Raw genomic sequence first — 17,828 nt, forward strand, 5'->3', positions numbered from 1 at the left:
TGGCGGCGGAACCGGCCGGACACGCTCACACCCGTGGTGGGCGGTGGCCGCAGGGATGGTCGCCGCCGCACTGGGCGTCGCGGCCGGGGAACTGCTGGCCGCCATCGTCAGCCCGTCGCTGTCCCCGGTGTCCGCGGTCGGCTCGGTAGTGATCGATGCCGTCCCCGGCCCGGTCAAGGACGCCGCGATTGCACTGTTCGGCACAGCGGACAAAACAGCGCTGCTGGTGGGCATGGGACTGGTCATCGCCCTTGCGGCCGCCGCTGCCGGCCGCCTGGAACTGCGCCGTCCGCCGTCGGGCGCCGCGGTCCTGGGCCTCTTCGGAGCCGCGGGCCTGGCGGCGGTCTTCTCCCGTCAGCAGTTCTCGCTGCTGTCGGTCCTGCCGCCCGTGGCTGCCGCCGTCGTCGCCGTCCTGGTCCTGCGGGCACTCGCGGCCCGGATCCGGGACCTGGCTGCGGCACCGACGGAAAATGACGCCTCGGTGCGCCGGCGTACGGTGCTGGCCTCCGTAGGCGGGGGAGCGGCGGTGGCCCTGGTCGGCGCGGCGCTGGCAGGCATTGCCCGCGGCGGGCAGGTGGGCGTCACCGCCCTGCGCGGGGCTGTCCGGCTTCCGGCTCCGTCCCGGCCCGCCGCACCCGTGCCGGCCGGAGCCGGGCTCGCCGTCGACGGGCTGGCACCGCTGGTGACGCCGGCCGAGGACTTTTACCGGATCGACACGGCCCTCAGCGTGCCGCTGATTGATCCGGCGGACTGGCGGCTGCGGGTCACCGGAATGGTGGACCGCGAGGTGGAGCTGAGCTACGCGGAGCTGCTCGCCGAGCCGCTGCAGGAAAGCTACGTCACCCTCGCCTGCGTTTCCAACGAGGTGGGCGGGGACCTGATCGGCAATGCACGGTGGCTGGGGCTGCCGGTCCGGGAGCTGCTGGCCCGGGCCGGTATCCGGCCCGGTGCGGACATGGTGCTGTCCACGAGCCGGGACGGCTGGAGCGCCTCCACCCCGTTGGAGGCGCTGACCGATGACCGGGACGCGCTGCTGGCCGTGGGTATGAACGGGGAACCGCTGCCGCTGGAACACGGCTTCCCCGTCCGGCTGGTGGTCCCCGGACTTTACGGGTACGTCTCCGCGACCAAATGGGTCACCGAGCTGCGGGTCACGCGGTTCGCGGACGAAACCGCGTACTGGACGGACCGGGGCTGGGGCGAGCGTGGTCCGGTCAAGCTCTCCTCACGCATCGATGTTCCCGGCCGGGCGCCGGTCTCCGCCGGTGCTGTCACCGTGGCCGGCGTGGCGTGGGCACAGCACACGGGCATCAGCGCGGTACAGGTGCGGGTCGACGACGGCGGCTGGCAGGACGCCGAGCTCGCCCCCGGAATCTCCGCCGACACCTGGCGCCAGTACCGGATCAGCGTGGACCTGGCACCGGGCGGCCACGACCTCGCCGTGCGCGCCGTGGATGCCAACGGGGTGCGGCAGGCCGAAGAAAAACGGCCGGTGCTTCCCGACGGAGCCACGGGGCTGCATACAATTCGGGTGACGGCCCGCTGAGGACCGTCCACCGGCATCGATCCGCTCCGCGAGCTGCATCCATCAGTCCGCTCCCGCCCGTCCGCATTCCAACGGCCGCATCCCGCCCGTCCGCATCACAAGGAGGAACATGTCCGCACAATCCGTCCCGCCGGGTGTCCCGGCGGCGGTGCCCGCCGTTCCGCCCGCAGCCGGACCGCGGCCGGTGGAAGTGCACCGGCAAGCGGTCGAGGATCTCCTGGGGGACTGGTTCCGGGCGCATCCGCCCACGGGGGAGACCATCCAGCTTGATCAGGCGGCCGGCCGGATCCTCGCCGCGGAGGTCCGGGCCCCGGGGAACCTGCCGCCCTTTACGAATTCCCAGATGGACGGTTACGCGGTCCGCACCGCCGACCTCGCCGGCAGGGCAACCGGGTCCGGCAGTGCTGGACTGGTTTCCCTAGCCGTCGCCGCTCCGATCCCCGCCGGATCGGAAGCGCCGCCGCTGCTGCCCGGAACAGCCGCCCCCGTCATGACCGGAGCCATGCTGCCCGAAGGCGCCGACGCCGTCGTACCGATCGAGGCCTGCACTCCCGACTATTTCCTGCCCGGCTCCGGCTCCGGCTCTGGTCCCGGCAGCGCCGCCACCGTCGCCGTCCCGGCCGACGCGTCCGCCGGCCAGTTCGTCCGCAGGGCCGGCAGTGACATTGCCGCCGGAGCCCTGGCGCTTCCCGCCGGCACCGTCCTGGGACCGCTGCAGCTGGGACTGCTTGCCGCCCTCGGCCTGGACCGGGTCACCGTCCGGGCACGGCCGCGGGTGCTGCTGCTGGCCACCGGCGATGAGGTGATTGAGCCCGGCATGCCGCTGGGACCGGGCCAGATTCATGACGCAAACACCACCCTGCTCCGCAGTTCGCTGGAGCAGGCGGGCGCAGAGGTACTCCGGTCCCGGATCCTGGTGGACTCCCCGCAGGAGTTCCTGGACCGGCTCCGTGCCGACCTCGCCGCCGACACACCGGACCTGGTCCTCACCTCCGGCGGCATAAGCAAAGGTGCCTACGAGGTCGTCCGCCAGGCCCTGACCGCGCAGGACGTGGAGTTCCTGTCCGTGGCCATGCAGCCCGGCGGTCCGCAGGGCATCGGCACGGTCCAGGGCATCCCGTTCCTCGGCTTCCCCGGCAACCCGGTCAGCTCGCTGGTGTCCTTCGAAATGTTCCTGCGTCCGGCCCTGACCGCCGCCACGGGAGCACCGCGTCCCCGGACCGAAGTAGTGGCGCGCCTCTCAGCGCCGCTGGGGAGCCCGGCCGGCAAGCACCAGGTGCGCCGGGGCCGGTTCACCGCCGGGACAGTGGAACCGGTGGGTGGTCCGGGGTCCCATCTGGTCCACGCCCTGGCCTCCTCCAACGCCCTGATCTCCGTCCCGGTGGGGACCGAACACCTCGAGGCGGGCGCGGAAGTGACAGTATTGCTATTGGAATAACCCGACCGCGTCCCGCCCGGACGCCGTGTCCCGAAAGGACCCTGCAGTGAGCGCCGAACCCGAAGACCTCCACCCCGCCGGACTGACCCACGTCCGTGAGGACGGCTCCGCGCACATGGTCGATGTGTCCGCCAAGGTTGAAACCACGCGGCAGGCCACCGCCCAGGCCGTGCTGTGCAGCACCGCCGAGGTAATCCGCCTGATCGCCGACGGCGGCCTGCCGAAGGGCGACGCGCTGGCCGTGGCCCGGGTTGCCGGCATCATGGCCGCCAAGCAGACCTCCAACCTCATCCCGTTGTGCCATCCGCTGCCGCTGACGAAGGTCACTGTGGATTTCACCCCGCAGGACGGCAATGTCCTGATCGAGGCCACGGTCAAGACCAAGGGGCTGACCGGCGTCGAAATGGAGGCGCTGACCGCCGCTTCCGTGGCCGCCCTGACGCTGTACGACATGATCAAGGCCGTGGATAAGCACGCCCGGATCACCGACACCATGGTGCTGGCCAAGTCCGGCGGCAAGAGCGGGGACTGGACCCTGTGAGCAGCCCAACACCCCGGCGCACCGCCGGGGTCCTGATTGCCTCCACCCGCGCCGCCGCGGGTGTCTACCAGGACGAATGCGGGCCGCTGATAGCCGACTGGCTGTATGCCCTGGGCTACGACATTGTGCTGGCCGAAGTGGTCCCCGACGGCGTGGAGGTCGCTGCATCGCTGCAGCGCATCCTCGCGCTGAAACCGTCTGTCCTGCTGACCAGCGGCGGCACGGGGCTGAGCCCGGACGATGTCACCCCCGAATCCACCGAACCGCTCCTGGACCGCCAGGTGCCCGGAGTGATGGAAGCCATCCGCGCCAAGGGACTGGCCGCGACGCCGATGGCCGCCATCAGCCGCGGTTTCGCCGGCACCGCCGGAGCCACGTTCGTGGTCAACCTGCCCGGTTCGCCGGGCGCCGTCGCGGACGGGCTCGCCGTACTTGAACCGATCATCGGCCACATCTGCGGCCAGCTGGAAGGAAAACGTGAACACTAGCGAAGTCATCCACGCGGCGGTTTCCGCCGAACCGCTGAACAGTGCCGACGCCGAACGCGCCGCCTGGTCCCCGGACTGCGGTGCAGTGGTGCTCTTCAGCGGCATTGTGCGCAACCACGACGACGGCAAGTCCGTCACCGCCCTGGGGTACAGCTCCCACCCCACCGCCCAGTCCGTGCTGGACTCGGTCGCCAACGGGATTGCCGCCAAGTATGACGGCATCCGGATCTGGGTGGCACACCGCACCGGAGACCTGGAGATCGGCGACGCCGCCCTGGTGGCGGCCGTCGCCTCGGCCCACCGCGGCACGGCGTTTGCCGCCTGCAGCGAGCTGGTGGACACCATCAAGGCGAATGTACCCATCTGGAAGGAGCAGGGGTTCACGGACGGCAGCACCGAGTGGGTAGGCGTCAGCGACCGGCCCTGACCGGTAATCTGGTGCCTATGAGCGAAAAACTTGCCGTAGCGGTCCTCGGTGCCGCAGGCCGGATGGGATCCGAGGCGGTCGCCGCCGTCGAGGCGGCGGCGGACATGGAACTCGTCGCCGCGCTGGGCCGGACCGACCCGCTGGAAACCCTGGTCTCCGCCGGTGCGCAGTACGTGGTGGACCTGACGGTGCCGGACAGCACCGAGGCCAACGTCCGCTTCGCCGTCGAACACGGCATGCACGCCGTCGTCGGCACCACCGGCTGGGACGCGGACCGGCTGGACCGGCTCACGGACCTGCTGGAACGCTCTCCCGGCACCGGTGTGCTCATCGCCCCGAACTTCGCCCTGGGCTCGGTGCTGGCCTCGGCGTTCGCAGCCAAGGCAGCCCGTTACTTCGAGTCGGTGGAACTGATCGAACTGCACCACCCGGACAAGGTGGACGCCCCGTCCGGCACCGCCGTACGCACCGCCCAGCTGATCGCGGCCGCCCGGGCCGACGCCGGCACCGCGCCGTCGCCCGATGCCACCACCAAGGCGCTGGAGGGCGCACGCGGTGCCGAAGTGGACGGAGTGCACGTGCATTCGGTGCGGCTGCGGGGCCTCGTCGCGCACCAGGAAGTCCTGCTGGGCGGACCCGGCGAGCAGTTGACCATCCGCCACGATTCCTTTGACCGTGCCTCCTTCATGCCCGGCGTCCTGCTGGGCCTGCGGCAGGTGGCGGACCACCCCGGACTGACCGTCGGACTTGACGGCTACCTCGACCTGAACGACTAAGGAACACGTTGTCTTTCTTCACCGGCCTTTTCGCCAACCGCGCCAAGCTGGGCGTTGCGCTCGTGACCCTGCTCCTGGCCTTTTACCTGGTGGTCTCCGCCCAGCGCGGCCTGCAGCTGCTGACCGCTCCGGAGCTCACCGCGAAGTTCATGGGTGCCGCGTACCTGGTGCTGCCGGTGGTGGGTGCCTGGGCGCTGATCCGCGAACTCATGTTTGGGGCACGCACGGAAAAGATGGCCGCGATCCTGGCCGCGGAAGGCCGGCTGCCGGTGGATAACCTGCCGCGCACACCGGCGGGACGGATTGTCCGCGAAGCGGCCGATGCCGAATTCCCCCGATACAAGGCCGAAACCGAGGCGGCACCGGAGGACTGGCGCAGCTGGTTCCGGCTCTCCTGCGCCTACGACGCCGCGGGGGACCGCACCCGGGCCCGCCGGACCATGCGGCAGGCCGGGAAGCTCTTTGCCTCAAACCGGCCCACGCAGAACGCGCCGGGCGCCTAGCGTTTCGGCCGGGCAGCGGCCGTGCCGCGCCCGGTTTTGCCCCGGGCCAGCCGGGATGCACCCGAGGTAACGAGTTCCAGCGGTCCCCGGGCATTGATCTTCTGGAACAGGATGGCCAGCACCACGTAGAACGTCACCTGGATCCAGTAGACCGGCAACGGCTCCAGCGGCGGGTTCTGCAGGTCCACGATGGTCATCACCCACACGTGCATGCTGTACAGCGTCAGTGTCATGGCACCGGCGGCGGAGAGCGGCAGCAGCAGGTTCGGCCGGGCCCGCGTGAGCAGCAGGCAGATGCCCAGTACCGCCGCAGCCGTGCCGGAGGTATGCAGCATGTCGAGGCTGGTGTTGGAATGCGGTCCGGACAGGGCCAGCCACCACCAGGAACCGGTCTGTTCCACCGAAGACAGATTGACCTCCATCATCCGTTCCAGCGGCCACACCTGTCCCGAGTCGGTGCCGGCGAGAACGTCCAGCCCGCCCAGTTCCCGGAGCAGGTAGGAGGACATGAACTTGGCGGCCACGGCGGCGAAAACCCCCGCGGCAAGCAGCCCCACCTGGACGCGCAGGTCGGTCAGCGCGAGCCGCCCGATGACCAACCCGAGCAGGATGTAGCTCAGCCACTGCAGTACGGGGTAGAAGCCGGTGACGAAAACGTCCGCAGCCAGCACCGCCGGGGTTCCCCAGGCGTCCCAGGTCAGGTTTCCCTCGATTTCCGACGGCGATAGGTTCTGCAGCAGCCATCCCCGCAGCAGGTACGCGAGCACGGGGGAGAGGAGCAGCCAGCCGCCGGCCCAGCAGGCGAGGCGCCGCAGCGGCATCCCCAGGAAAGGCAGCGCCAGCAGGAACAGGACGGCGTAGTGGAACAGGATGAGGGCGATGTTGGTTTCCAGGCCGCCCAGCGCCAGTCCCACCACGGCGATGATGAGCGCACGCACTGCTATTCCGCGCCGGTCCCGGCCCACCGCCTTGGCGTCGTGGGGTTCACTGCCGCCGGTCAGCAGCGCGAGTCCAACGCCCGCCACCACCGCGAACAACGCCGAGGAACGGCCGGAGAACACCAGTCCGGTGAGTGTGGGATCGCCGGTTTCCGGGTGGTAGAGCGGCAGCGCATGCGTGGCAATCATGCCCAGGAGGGCGATGCCGCGGGCAGCGTCGATGCCGGTCAGGCGGCGTTGGATCATGCACAGAATCGTCTCACAGCCCGCCGGGCCGGACCCTATCCGGCCAGGACCGTGACCGGACCTTCCTCCGGACCGGAGAACGCGTGCCACAGGGGTCCATGTCCCCCTGAAGCCCGGCGGCTCCACTTCCTCCGCCTTGTTGTCCCATTGCGCCGCGTAACGGGTAACGTTTTACCCATGGATTTCCAAAACCGCACGCTTCCCTTCGGCACCCTCGTCACCGCCATGCTGACCCCGTTTACCGAGGACGGGGACGTGGACTTCGACGCCACGGCTTACCTCGCGAACAAGCTGGTCGACGACGGCTGCGACGGCCTGGTGGTTTCCGGCACCACGGGCGAGACCTCCACCCTGGAGGACAGCGAGAAGGAAGACCTGTTCCGTGTGGTTGCCGAGACCGTAGGCGGCAGGGCCAAGGTCATTGCCGGAACCGGCACCAACCACACCTCCCACTCGGTGGAGATGGCCCGACGGGCCGAGCGTGCCGGCGTCGACGGCCAGCTGGTGGTGACCCCGTATTACAACAAGCCCACGCAGGCGGGCGTGATCGCGCACTTCGACGCCGTCACTGCCGCCACCGACCTCCCGGTCATGGTCTACGACATTCCCGGACGTTCGGGGATTGCCCTGAGCACCTCCACCATCTTCAAGCTGGCGGAGAACCCCCGGATCCTGGCCCTGAAGGACGCGAAGGGCGACTTCGCCGGCATCACCCGGGTACTGGCCAACACCACCCTGGACGTGTACGCGGGCGACGACGGCCTGACCCTGCCCTGGATGGTGGCCGGCGCCGTCGGCGTCGTCAGCGTTTCCGCCCACGTGGCCACCGCGCAGTTCCGTGCCCTGGTTGATGCCGCGGCCGCCGGGGACTTCGCCACCGCCCGCCGGATCCACTTCGAACTGGACCCGGTGATCCGTGCGGTGATGACCCACATCCCCGGTACCGTCTCGGCCAAGCAGATCCTCGCGATGCAGAAGGTCATCCCCTCGGCCGCCGTCCGGCTGCCGCTGGTGGCGCCCGACGCCGTCGAGATGGAAGCCATCCTGACCGACCTTGCCGAAGCCGGCATGGACTTCTCCCGGACCGAGGCCTAGGCACCCATGAGCGAAACCGCCGGAACCGGCCTGCTGACCCCGCCGCCGCTGGAAGAAGGAACCCTCCGCATCGTCGCCCTGGGCGGGCTGGGGGAAATCGGCCGGAATATGGCCGTGTTCGAAATCGGCGGCAAGCTGCTCATCGTGGACTGCGGGGTGCTCTTCCCCGAGGAGACCCAGCCCGGCGTCGACCTGATCCTGCCGGACTTCTCCTACATCGAGGACCGGCTGGACGATGTGGTTGGCGTGGTGCTCACCCACGGCCACGAAGACCACATCGGCGCGGTGCCGTACCTGCTGCGGCTCAAGAACGACATTCCGCTGGTCGGCTCGCAGCTGACGCTGGCGCTCGTGGAAGCGAAACTGCAGGAACACCGCATCAAGCCGTTCTCCCTCACGGTCACCGAGGGCCAGATCGAGCAGCTCGGCCCGTTCGAATGCGAATTCGTGGCGGTCAACCACTCCATCCCGGATGCGCTGGCGGTGTTTATCCGCACCGAGGCCGGCACCGTACTGCACACCGGCGACTTCAAGATGGACCAGCTGCCCCTGGACGGCAGGATCACGGACCTTCGCGCCTTCGCCCGCCTGGGCGAAGAGGGAGTGGACCTGTTTATGGCCGACTCCACCAATGCCGACGTGCCCGGGTTCACCACCGCCGAACGGGAGATCGGCCCGGTGCTGCAGGAACTCTTCGGCAAGGTGGACAAGCGCATCATCGTCGCCTCCTTCTCCTCGCACATCCACCGCGTGCAGCAGGTCCTCGACGCCGCCGCCGCGCACAACCGCTTTGTCTGCTTTGTCGGCCGGTCCATGGTGCGCAACATGGCCATCGCCGAAAAGCTCGGCTACCTGAACGTGCCCGAAGGTATCCTCGTGGACCTGAAGAACGTGGACGAACTGCCGGACAACAAGGTGGTGCTGATGTCCACCGGGTCCCAGGGCGAGCCCATGGCGGCACTGTCCCGGATGGCCAACGGGGACCACCGCATCCGCATCGGCAAGGGGGACACGGTCATCCTCGCCTCGTCCCTGATCCCGGGCAACGAAAACGCCGTGTTCCGCGTGATCAACGGCCTCATGCGCCTCGGCGCCGACGTCGTGCACAAGGGCAACGCGAAAATCCACGTCTCCGGGCACGCCGCAGCCGGGGAACTGCTCTACTGCTACAACATCCTCCGGCCGAAAAACGCCATGCCGGTGCACGGCGAAACCCGCCACCTGATCGCCAACGGCCGGCTGGCGGCCGCCACCGGTGTCCCGGAACAGAACATCATCCTGGCCGACGACGGCACCGTGGTGGACCTGCGGGACGGCAAGGCCCGCGTGGTGGGGGAAGTGGAGTGCGGCTTCGTGTATGTGGACGGCTCCAGCGTCGGCGCGATTACCGACACCGACCTGAAGGACCGGCGGATCCTCAGCGAGGAAGGCTTCATTTCCATCATTTCCGTGGTGAACCGCAGCACCGGCACGATCGTTTCCGGGCCCGAGATCCACGCCCGCGGGTTCGCCGAGGGTGATGCAGTGTTTGACGAGATCATCCCGAAGATCAGCGCTGCCCTGGAGGAAGCCGTACGGTCCAACACGGACCACACCACCTACCAGCTGCAGCAGGTGGTCCGGCGGGTAGTCGGCACCTGGGTCAACCGGCGGCTCCGGCGCCGGCCCATGATCGTGCCGGTGGTGGTCGAGGCTTAGCGCCGGCCGTGGTAGGCGGCCCGAAAGTTCTCCCCAAGCCGTTCCGGGCCGCGTAAATCCGGGGAACCGGGGGCGCCATCGGGTAGCGTGGCTCGTATGGCGACTCGTACTTCCCCTGCCGCAGGCAGCGGTGCTTCCGGCCGGACAACGGCCCGGAGCTCCGGCGGCAACTCAAGCAAGACTTCAGGCAAAGGCAGCTCACGCGGCGGATCCGGAGGCCGGGGGACCTCCACCTCGCGCCAGGCGCCCCCGGACCAGCTGCCCCTGCCGCTGCGTGCCGTCGAGAGCGCCTGGATGGGTATTTCCCGCATTGCCGGCGGCGGTGTCCGCAAACTCGGCGCCGATGTTTCCCCCGACTACGAGATCCGCCGCGACGGTACCGGCTTCTTCCTGATCCTGCTTGCCCTGGCCGTGGCCACCGTGGAGTGGTGGGCCCTGCGGGGACCGGTCGCCGACGTTATCCACGCCGGTGCTGCCGGAACGGTCGGCTGGATGGCAGTGGTGCTGCCCTTTATGCTCACCACCGGAGCCATCCGCCTGTTCCGCTACCCGGAGCGCCACCGCGCCAACAGCAGGATCAGCATCGGCCTGGTCATCATGCTGCTGGCCGGTTCGGGCATCACCCACATCATCGGCGGCCTGCCCGCCCTGTCGGACGGGTTCGACCGGCTCTGGGTCTCCGGCGGCATTGTCGGCTTCCTGGTTGCCGGGCCGCTCTCCGCAGTCCTCACCCAATGGCCGGTGCTGGTCCTCCTGGCTTTCCTGGCGTTCGTGAGTATCCTCATCATCACGGCCACGCCGTTCCGCCACATACCGCTGCGCCTGCGGGCGCTTTATGAACACCTGATGGGCCAGGACCTGGCCCCGGATGATCCCGAAGCGCACGACCAGAGCTACCTGTACGGCGCGCCCAAACCGGAGAAGGTCCGCAAGCCGCGCAAGAGCCGGCGCGAGAAGGAAGCCGAGGCCGCCGCGCTGGAAGGCTTCGCCGGCGACGAAGCGTTCGAACGTGCCCTGCTGCAGGACGAAGAAGAGGAAGCGGCAGCCGCCGCAGCCGCTACCGCACCGGCCGTTCCGCCGGGGGTCCGCCGCCCTACGCAGGCCGAACTCGCCACCCAGAAGATCCGCCGCAACCAGGGCCTGCCCGTCGACGGGGACATCGACTCCGCCGAGCCGCCCACGGAAGCCATCAGCACGGTTCCCGGGGCCACCGAGGTCCTGAACCTGACCGCGGTCCCGCCGGTACCGCCCGTACCCTCCCGGGCCGTGCAGCCGGTACCGCCGTCCACCCCCATCCCGCAGCGCACCGAGCAGCTGCAGCTTTCCGGCGACATCACCTATACGCTGCCGCCGTCGGACTTCCTGCCCCCGGGCCCTCCCGCAAAGGAGCGCTCGGAAGCCAATGACGCCGTCGTCGCTGCCCTGACGCACACGCTTGAGCAGTTCAACGTAGACGCCAAGGTCACCGGTTTCTCCCGCGGTCCGACGGTCACCCGCTACGAGATCGAACTGGGTGACGGCACCAAGGTGGAGCGGGTGACCGCGCTGTCCAAGAACATTGCCTACGCCGTGGCCAGCTCCGACGTGCGTATCCTCTCGCCCATTCCCGGCAAGTCCGCGATCGGCATCGAAATCCCGAACGCGGACAAGGAAGTCGTGGCCCTGGGCGACGTCCTGCGGTCCAACTCCGCCCGGAAGACCGAACATCCCATGGTGATGGGTGTCGGCAAGGACGTCGAAGGCGGCTTCGTCGTGGCCAACCTGGCCAAGATGCCCCACCTGCTGGTGGCCGGCGCCACCGGTGCCGGTAAATCCTCCTTCGTGAACTCCATGATCACGTCCATCCTGATGCGCTCCACCCCGGACGAGGTCCGCATGGTGATGGTGGACCCCAAGCGCGTGGAACTGACCGCGTACGAGGGCGTCCCGCACCTGATCACCCCCATCATCACCAACCCGAAGAAGGCAGCCGAAGCGCTGCAGTGGGTGGTCCGCGAAATGGACACCCGCTATGACGACCTCGCGAACTTCGGGTTCAAGCACATCGACGACTTCAACAAGGCCGTCCGCAACGGCAAGGTAGTGCCGCCGGCCGGCTCCAAGCGGGTCGTCCGGCCCTACCCGTACCTGCTGGTCATCGTGGACGAGCTTGCCGACCTGATGATGGTTGCCCCCCGGGACGTCGAAGACTCGATCGTGCGCATCACCCAGCTTGCCCGTGCCGCCGGCATCCACCTGGTGCTGGCCACCCAGCGGCCCTCGGTCGACGTCGTTACCGGCCTGATCAAGGCCAACGTGCCCTCACGCATGGCCTTCGCGACGTCGTCAGTCACCGACTCCCGCGTGGTCCTGGACCAGCCCGGCGCGGAAAAGCTCCTGGGCCAGGGTGACGCCCTGTTCCTGCCGATGGGATCCAACAAGCCCATCCGTGTGCAGGGTGCCTGGGTCACCGAGTCGGAGATCCACCGGGTCGTGGAGCACGTCAAGAACCAGCTCCAGGCCGTCTACCGCGACGACGTCACGGTCACGGCGCCCAAAAAGCAGATCGACGACGATATCGGAGACGACCTCGACGTCCTGCTGCAGGCGACCGAACTGGTGGTGACCACCCAGTTCGGGTCCACCTCCATGCTCCAGCGGAAACTGCGCGTCGGCTTCGCCAAGGCCGGACGGCTCATGGACCTGCTCGAGTCCCGCGGCGTCGTCGGACCTTCCGAGGGTTCCAAGGCCCGCGACGTGCTCGTCAAGCCGGATGACCTGGCTGCCACTCTCGCCGCCATCAGCGGCGGGGAAGCTCCGGCGGCATCCGGGGGAGCCGACGCCGGTGCGCTGGCGGACAACGCCAACGCCAACCACGGCTTCGACCCCGACGGTCCGGTGGACCTGGTCGCCGCAGATCTGGACGGCCGCCCGCAGGTGACCGAATACCACGACGGCGCGGACGACCCGGACGGCTCCGAAGACGCATGGAACCTCACCGGCCGGTGAATCTTCGCTACGCTGAAGGCGTGAGCAATTCTCCTACCGAGAGGGTCCCGACCCTCAATATCGCCAATGCACTGACCGTCGCGCGGATCCTGATGGTCCCGCTCTTTATCTGGTTCCTGGCGGCCGACGACGGCCGTGACGGCCTGTTCCGCTGGCTCGCCGTGGCAACGTTCGCGGTCGCCATCTACACCGACAAGCTCGACGGCGATATTGCCCGCAGCCGCGGACTGATTACCGACTTCGGCAAGATCGCCGATCCGATCGCCGACAAGCTGCTGATCGGCTCGGCTCTGGTCATGCTGTCTTTGCTGGGGGAGCTGTGGTGGTGGGTAACCATCGTCATCCTCGTCCGCGAACTCGGCATCACACTGATGCGCTTCGTGGTGATCCGGTACGGGGTCATGGCAGCCTCCCGTGGCGGCAAACTGAAGACCGTTGTCCAGACGTTCGCCATCTTTGTGTTCCTGCTTCCCCTCACCGCGTGGCTGGGTGCCTGGGCCTGGTGGATCGGGGCCGTGCTCATGGCTGCCGCCCTTGTGATCACCGTGGTGACCGGCGTCGACTATGTCCTGCAGGCAGTGAAGCTTCGCCGGGCCGGTAAGCGCGGATGAACCTGCCGCCGGACGCCGTTCCGGCGGGAGAAGTCCTTGCCGCAGCGCGCCGGGCGGGGCTGACCGTCGCCACCGCCGAATCCCTGACAGCCGGGATGCTCTGCGCCGAACTGGGGTCGGTTCCCGGTGCGTCCTCCGTTTTGCAGGGCGGCGTGGTCGCGTATCAAAATAGTGTCAAGCTTTCCGTCCTCGGGGTTCCGGCGGAGCTCCTGGCAGAAGCCGGATCCGTCGACGGAAGGGTTGCCGGGCACATGGCGGCCGGAGCGCGGCGTGTCCTTGGCGCCGACGTCGGGGTGTCCACCACCGGGGCGGCCGGGCCTGAGGCACACGACGGGAAGCCGGTTGGTACCGTGTTCGTGGGGATAGCCACTTCCGAAGGAACCTCCTTCCGGGAATTCCATTTTTCCGGGGACCGCACGGCCATCCGCACGGCGGCATGCGAAGCAGCGCTGTCTCTGCTGGCGACAGCACTGGACCGGTAGCAAAGCGGGAGGCGGCCAGGCCGGGAACAAAACCGGCAGGGCTTCAGTTGTTAGTATCAGGAACCGCCAAGGTTCTTTTATTACGATCTTTGGATAGGCCTGCGGTACCGCCGCAGTCCGCACTCACAGGGAGCAGGACGATACACATGGTTAAGCAACCCGTATCCGTGAACGGCGTGGTCCGCTGGCGGGATGTAGGGTTGGCGGAAGACGCACACCGGGAGCCTAAGGAGCGCAAGATGGTAGTTCTTCGTCACGAGATTGGTGATGTTCTCCGCGACGTGCGCCAGCGCCAGGGCCGTACCCTGCGTGAGGTGTCACATAGCGCCCGTGTCTCTCTCGGCTACCTCAGCGAGGTGGAGCGCGGACAGAAGGAAGCGTCATCCGAACTCCTGTCCTCAATCTGCAGTGCCCTCGATGTGCCCTTGTCCCTGATGCTCCGCGAGGTCAGCGACCGGGTGGCCAGCGCCGAAGGCGTGGCCATTCCAGATACCGTACCGTCGGAGTTTTCCAGGGAGTTCGCGCGCGAATTTCCCGAAGACCTGGCACGGGACCTGGCCCGCACATCCTAGGACCACACCCCGCAGTGCTGCTTCCGAGCCGGAGCTAACCGGCTGCAGCGGCAGCGCTGCCCAAAGACATACCCCTGATGCCGCGGCAGCGGGGCGATATACAGTAAAGACCCCCGCAGGCAGGGTGCCTGCGGGGGTCTGCTCTGTCCGGCTGCCGGTGCTGGTCAGCCGCGGTTCTCACTCCGGCTTGGGTTCCCATCCTGGTCTGCGGTGCCGTCCGGTGCGCTGCCGCCGCTGCCGCCGCTGCCGCCGTTGTCCTCAGCGGGCTGTTTATCCGCCTGGCCGGCGGCGGGCCGGACCGAGGCATTCAGCTTGTGCAGCAGCCGGACCAGGGTCTGCAGCTCCTCCGTTTCCCACCCGGTCCACGTCCGGCGGAAGTGTTCCTTGCGCGCCGTAGCCGTACCCTCCAGCCGGGAAGCGCCCACCTCCGTGAGGTTGATCGGCTGGGCCCGCCCGTCCACCGGATCCGTATGTTTTTCCACGAGCCCCAGCGCCTGCAGCATCGCGACCTGGCGGCTCAGCGACGGCTTACCCACGCCTACCGCTGCGGCGAGGTCCGTCAGGCGCATTGGTCCCTGCTGATGCAGCAGAACCATGAGGCCGTAGGCGGAAGGTTCCATGTCCGGATGAACCTCCCGGGCCATCCCGAGCGAGCTGGCCCGGGCTCTGCGCCACAGCACACTGAGTTCCTGCTCCAGGTCCTCGATCGCTGTGTCGGTGCTCCGTTCGGCGCCGTCGGGGGCCCCTGCGGGACCGGATGTCTCGGTCATCCTCCATTGTAGGATCGGGGGTTCCGGTGCGGCACCGTAAAACGTCCGCCATGGGGGAGCGCAGCCCGGTTCGCTGCCGTGTTTTGTGCGTGAGAGGATTAATCGATGCGTATCAGTGACTTCTGGCGGCTTATGGATGACGAGTTCGGACCGGCCTACTCACGCGTCCTCGCAGCGGACCTGGTCCTCGGCCAGCTGGGCGGTGTGACCGCCGCCCGGGCACTCGAAAAGGGCCTGGAGCCCAAATCCGTGTGGCTGGCAGTCTGCGAGATCCAGGACGTGCCGCCGGAACGCCGGCTGGGCCGGGACGTCAAGCCGAAGGCCAACTAGTTCCGGAAAATCCGGACATCGGCGGGAACAGACACGCCGGGCCGGTATTCGAATATTTGTTCGGATAAAGATATGCTCCTACACAGGGGCCGGTCCTGGCGGATGCGGCCCGGGGATATCCACAAGATAATGAGTAATACGTTCCGGTCAGCCGTTTTGTCAGTGCCGCCGGATAGGGTCGTAGATAAGAAATGACGACCGGCCTACGGGCCGCCCACAACCACAACACGAGGTGAAGAATGGCTGCTCCAGCCGACCGCGCAAAAGCCCTAGAGGCAGCGCTGGCCCAGATCGACAAGAATTACGGCAAGGGCTCGATCATGCGCCTGGGCGACGAGGTCCGCGCCCCCGCCGAAACGATTTCCACCAGCTCCGTCGCGTTGGATGTGGCGCTGGGCATTGGCGGCCTGCCGCGCGGCCGCGTGGTGGAGATCTACGGTCCGGAATCCTCCGGTAAGACCACCCTGGCCCTCCATGTGGTGGCTAATGCGCAGAAGAACGGCGGCATCGCCGCGTTCATCGACGCCGAGCACGCCCTGGACCCCATTTACGCCGCCAAGCTGGGCGTGGATACGGATTCACTGCTCGTGTCGCAGCCGGACACCGGTGAGCAGGCCCTGGAAATCATGGACATGCTGATCGGTTCCGGTTCGGTCGACGTCGTGGTCATTGACTCCGTTGCCGCACTGGTTCCGCGCGCCGAAATCGAAGGCGATATGGGCGACAGCCACGTTGGCCTCCAGGCCCGGCTGATGAGCCAGGCGCTGCGTAAGATCGCCGGCCGCCTGAGCCACACCAACACCACTGCAATCTTCATCAACCAGCTGCGTGAAAAGATCGGCGTCTTCTTCGGCAGCCCGGAAACCACCACCGGCGGTAAGGCACTGAAGTTCTACGCCTCCGTCCGGATCGATGTCCGCCGCATCGAGACGCTGAAGGAAGGCACCAACCCGGTTGGTAACCGCACCCGTGCCAAGATCGTCAAGAACAAGATGGCTCCGCCCTTCAAGCAGGCTGAGTTCGACATCATGTACGGCGTGGGCATTTCCCGCGAGGGCGGTTTGATCGACATGGGTGTGGAACACGGCCTGGTCAAGAAGTCCGGTGCCTGGTTCACCTATGACGGCGACCAGCTGGGCCAGGGCAAGGAAAACTCCCGCAACTTCCTCAAGGACAATCCGGATCTGGCGGACGAGCTGGAGCGGCGTATCCGCGAAAAGCTGGGGATCGGTGTTCCCGCCGCCGAAACGCCGGCAACACCCAAGCTGAAGGCAGTCGGAAAGGACTCCTAGCAGTCCACGTTCCTGCAGCCACGGGAGGCCGCCCGCACGCGCGCGCGGCCTCCCCCCGGCATCGTGAACCCTGACTGCCGGCTCCTGACTGCTGACTCCTGACTGCCCAGGGCCTTGGAGTAGATACCTATGAATACCCCGCAGCACGAGACCCTCGCGGAATTGAAGCAGCGGCTCGCCGACATCCAGGCCCGGACGGCCGAAGCGGAAACCCCCGGCGGGGCAGTCCGCCACGGAGACGCCCCTGCTGCGGACGAGGCGAAGACAGCCCCCATGACAGCCCGTGGTGCGGCAGACGCCGGCACCACTAAGCGTGCCCGCCGCCGGAAGCCGCAGTCCAGCACGCCGGAAGCCTTCAAGGAAGACGGATTCGGCGAGGAAGCCCCCGCCGATGAACCGTGGGGTGAACCCGGGACGACCACCCGCAAGCGGGGAGGGAAAAAGTCCGGTTCCGGCCGACAGGGCTGGGGGCGGCAGGATGCCGCCGGGGACAGTTCGGACCCGACCCCCGAGGACCAGTTCACCGGGCCGGACGGGGAGGATCCCCTGACCCCGGAGGAAGCCTATGCAGAGGCGAAGGCGATAGTCCTGCGCCAGCTCACGGCCGCTCCCAAAAGCCGCCGGCAGCTCGAAACCAAGCTTGCCGAACGGGACATTCCAGCCGATGCCGCAGCTGCAGTCCTGGACCGCTTCGAAGAAATCCAGCTGGTTGACGATGCCGAGTTCGCCCGCTTGTGGGTCCGCAGCAGGTCGCAGAGCAAGTCGCTCGCCCGCGGCGCCCTGCGGCGTGAACTGACGGAAAAGGGTATCGCCCCGGATCTGGCTGCGGAGGCGCTTGAACAGGTCAGCGCCGATGATGAACTGGAGGCGGCCCGCGCCCTGGCCCGGAAAAAACTCCAGACCTCCGCCGATCTTTCAGACCGCGGCGTGCGCGATAAGCAAACCCGCCGCCTGGTGGGAATGCTGGCCCGGAAAGGCTATTCGCCCTCGCTGGGTTTCCGCGTGGCCGGTGAAGTGATCAGCGAAGCACGGGACAACGGGAGCGGCTCCGTCTAAGCTCCCGGAACAGCCCCCCGGACGCATGGGC

Annotated in this window: 18 protein-coding genes; 16 read left to right on the top strand and 2 right to left on the bottom strand. The window is 68.0% G+C overall.

Annotated features, from left to right (window positions below; all coding sequences use genetic code 11):
* The first annotated feature begins 55 nt into the window (after positions 1–55).
* From QNO10_RS04855 to QNO10_RS04885, 7 genes are all read left to right on the top strand, one after another.
* Complete coding sequence (locus tag QNO10_RS04855) at positions 56–1,546, top strand: molybdopterin-dependent oxidoreductase (RefSeq protein ID WP_229950227.1); 1,491 nt, start codon at positions 56–58, stop codon at positions 1,544–1,546.
* Between the two features lie 109 nt (positions 1,547–1,655).
* Entirely contained in the window at positions 1,656–2,984 is a 1,329-nt protein-coding gene (locus QNO10_RS04860; protein ID WP_229950085.1) for a molybdopterin molybdotransferase MoeA, read from the top strand.
* A 46-nt stretch (positions 2,985–3,030) separates the two neighbouring features.
* Entirely contained in the window at positions 3,031–3,525 is a 495-nt protein-coding gene (gene moaC / locus QNO10_RS04865) for a cyclic pyranopterin monophosphate synthase MoaC (RefSeq protein WP_283995895.1), read from the top strand.
* Positions 3,522–4,013 carry a MogA/MoaB family molybdenum cofactor biosynthesis protein gene (locus QNO10_RS04870; RefSeq protein WP_229950087.1) on the top strand — a complete coding sequence of 164 codons (492 nt, stop codon included), beginning with the start codon at positions 3,522–3,524 and terminating at the stop codon, positions 4,011–4,013. The genes moaC and QNO10_RS04870 overlap by 4 nt, the downstream gene beginning before the upstream one ends.
* Positions 4,003–4,440, top strand: coding sequence for a molybdenum cofactor biosynthesis protein MoaE (locus QNO10_RS04875; RefSeq protein WP_229950089.1), 438 nt, complete (start codon positions 4,003–4,005; stop codon positions 4,438–4,440). The genes QNO10_RS04870 and QNO10_RS04875 overlap by 11 nt, the downstream gene beginning before the upstream one ends.
* 17 nt (positions 4,441–4,457) lie before the next feature.
* Positions 4,458–5,216, top strand: a complete 759-nt coding sequence (gene dapB / locus QNO10_RS04880; RefSeq protein ID WP_229950091.1) for a 4-hydroxy-tetrahydrodipicolinate reductase — start codon at positions 4,458–4,460, stop codon at positions 5,214–5,216.
* Positions 5,217–5,224: 8 nt separating this feature from the next.
* A complete protein-coding gene (locus tag QNO10_RS04885) occupies positions 5,225–5,719 on the top strand; it encodes a hypothetical protein (RefSeq protein WP_229950093.1) in 495 nt (164 codons plus the stop codon).
* On the opposite strand, the gene QNO10_RS04890 is transcribed toward QNO10_RS04885, so the two are convergent.
* Positions 5,716–6,903 carry a heparan-alpha-glucosaminide N-acetyltransferase domain-containing protein gene (locus tag QNO10_RS04890; protein WP_229950095.1) on the bottom strand — a complete coding sequence of 396 codons (1,188 nt, stop codon included), beginning with the start codon at positions 6,901–6,903 and terminating at the stop codon, positions 5,716–5,718. The genes QNO10_RS04885 and QNO10_RS04890 overlap by 4 nt on opposite strands.
* A 177-nt stretch (positions 6,904–7,080) precedes the next feature.
* On the opposite strand from QNO10_RS04890, the gene dapA reads away from it, so the two are divergent.
* From dapA to QNO10_RS04920, 6 genes are all read left to right on the top strand, one after another.
* On the top strand, positions 7,081–7,998 hold the full coding sequence (dapA, locus tag QNO10_RS04895; RefSeq protein WP_229950097.1) for a 4-hydroxy-tetrahydrodipicolinate synthase: 918 nt from the start codon (positions 7,081–7,083) through the stop codon (positions 7,996–7,998).
* Positions 7,999–8,004: 6 nt separating this feature from the next.
* Positions 8,005–9,696, top strand: coding sequence for a ribonuclease J (locus QNO10_RS04900; protein ID WP_229950099.1), 1,692 nt, complete (start codon positions 8,005–8,007; stop codon positions 9,694–9,696).
* A gap of 96 nt (positions 9,697–9,792) precedes the next feature.
* Complete coding sequence (locus tag QNO10_RS04905) at positions 9,793–12,684, top strand: FtsK/SpoIIIE family DNA translocase (protein ID WP_229950101.1); 2,892 nt, start codon at positions 9,793–9,795, stop codon at positions 12,682–12,684.
* Positions 12,663–13,295 carry a CDP-diacylglycerol--glycerol-3-phosphate 3-phosphatidyltransferase gene (pgsA, locus tag QNO10_RS04910; RefSeq protein WP_442860278.1) on the top strand — a complete coding sequence of 211 codons (633 nt, stop codon included), beginning with the start codon at positions 12,663–12,665 and terminating at the stop codon, positions 13,293–13,295. Before QNO10_RS04905 ends, pgsA begins: the two co-directional genes overlap by 22 nt.
* Complete coding sequence (locus tag QNO10_RS04915) at positions 13,292–13,777, top strand: CinA family protein (protein WP_229950103.1); 486 nt, start codon at positions 13,292–13,294, stop codon at positions 13,775–13,777. The genes pgsA and QNO10_RS04915 overlap by 4 nt, the downstream gene beginning before the upstream one ends.
* A gap of 146 nt (positions 13,778–13,923) precedes the next feature.
* Positions 13,924–14,349 (top strand): helix-turn-helix domain-containing protein, encoded by a 426-nt coding sequence (locus QNO10_RS04920; RefSeq protein WP_269437869.1) that lies wholly within the window; start codon positions 13,924–13,926, stop codon positions 14,347–14,349.
* A gap of 164 nt (positions 14,350–14,513) precedes the next feature.
* Here QNO10_RS04920 and QNO10_RS04925 read toward each other — a convergent pair whose 3' ends face one another.
* On the bottom strand, positions 14,514–15,119 hold the full coding sequence (locus QNO10_RS04925; protein WP_229950105.1) for a MarR family winged helix-turn-helix transcriptional regulator: 606 nt from the start codon (positions 15,117–15,119) through the stop codon (positions 14,514–14,516).
* 105 nt (positions 15,120–15,224) lie between these two features.
* Between QNO10_RS04925 and QNO10_RS04930 the strand changes: the two genes are divergently transcribed.
* The 3 genes from QNO10_RS04930 (at position 15,225) to QNO10_RS14575 (ending at position 17,797) form a co-directional block, all read left to right on the top strand.
* Positions 15,225–15,449 (top strand): DUF3046 domain-containing protein, encoded by a 225-nt coding sequence (locus tag QNO10_RS04930; RefSeq protein ID WP_229950107.1) that lies wholly within the window; start codon positions 15,225–15,227, stop codon positions 15,447–15,449.
* Between the two features lie 239 nt (positions 15,450–15,688).
* Positions 15,689–16,741, top strand: a complete 1,053-nt coding sequence (gene recA / locus QNO10_RS04935) for a recombinase RecA (protein WP_229950108.1) — start codon at positions 15,689–15,691, stop codon at positions 16,739–16,741.
* Positions 16,742–16,870: 129 nt separating this feature from the next.
* Positions 16,871–17,797: a regulatory protein RecX gene (locus QNO10_RS14575; RefSeq protein WP_331460345.1), complete on the top strand. Its 927-nt coding sequence runs from the start codon at positions 16,871–16,873 to the stop codon at positions 17,795–17,797.
* Positions 17,798–17,828: the final 31 nt, after the last annotated feature.

The organism is Arthrobacter sp. zg-Y919, from assembly GCF_030142045.1.
Taxonomy (GTDB): domain Bacteria; phylum Actinomycetota; class Actinomycetes; order Actinomycetales; family Micrococcaceae; genus Arthrobacter_B.

Excerpts from the sequence above, each read along its gene's own strand:
- QNO10_RS04905 (WP_229950101.1), top strand. The coding sequence starts at position 9,793 with ATGGCGACTCGTACTTCCCCTGCCGCAGGCAGCGGTGCTTCCGGCCGG.
- QNO10_RS04925 (WP_229950105.1), bottom strand. The coding sequence starts at position 15,119 with ATGACCGAGACATCCGGTCCCGCAGGGGCCCCCGACGGCGCCGAACGG.
- QNO10_RS04920 (WP_269437869.1), top strand. The coding sequence starts at position 13,924 with ATGGTTAAGCAACCCGTATCCGTGAACGGCGTGGTCCGCTGGCGGGAT.
- QNO10_RS04900 (WP_229950099.1), top strand. The coding sequence starts at position 8,005 with ATGAGCGAAACCGCCGGAACCGGCCTGCTGACCCCGCCGCCGCTGGAA.
- QNO10_RS04915 (WP_229950103.1), top strand. The coding sequence starts at position 13,292 with ATGAACCTGCCGCCGGACGCCGTTCCGGCGGGAGAAGTCCTTGCCGCA.
- QNO10_RS14575 (WP_331460345.1), top strand. The coding sequence starts at position 16,871 with ATGAATACCCCGCAGCACGAGACCCTCGCGGAATTGAAGCAGCGGCTC.
- QNO10_RS04860 (WP_229950085.1), top strand. The coding sequence starts at position 1,656 with ATGTCCGCACAATCCGTCCCGCCGGGTGTCCCGGCGGCGGTGCCCGCC.
- dapA (WP_229950097.1), top strand. The coding sequence starts at position 7,081 with ATGGATTTCCAAAACCGCACGCTTCCCTTCGGCACCCTCGTCACCGCC.
- QNO10_RS04855 (WP_229950227.1), top strand. The coding sequence starts at position 56 with ATGGTCGCCGCCGCACTGGGCGTCGCGGCCGGGGAACTGCTGGCCGCC.
- dapB (WP_229950091.1), top strand. The coding sequence starts at position 4,458 with ATGAGCGAAAAACTTGCCGTAGCGGTCCTCGGTGCCGCAGGCCGGATG.
- recA (WP_229950108.1), top strand. The coding sequence starts at position 15,689 with ATGGCTGCTCCAGCCGACCGCGCAAAAGCCCTAGAGGCAGCGCTGGCC.
- QNO10_RS04890 (WP_229950095.1), bottom strand. The coding sequence starts at position 6,903 with ATGATCCAACGCCGCCTGACCGGCATCGACGCTGCCCGCGGCATCGCC.
- pgsA (WP_442860278.1), top strand. The coding sequence starts at position 12,663 with ATGGAACCTCACCGGCCGGTGAATCTTCGCTACGCTGAAGGCGTGAGC.
- QNO10_RS04930 (WP_229950107.1), top strand. The coding sequence starts at position 15,225 with ATGCGTATCAGTGACTTCTGGCGGCTTATGGATGACGAGTTCGGACCG.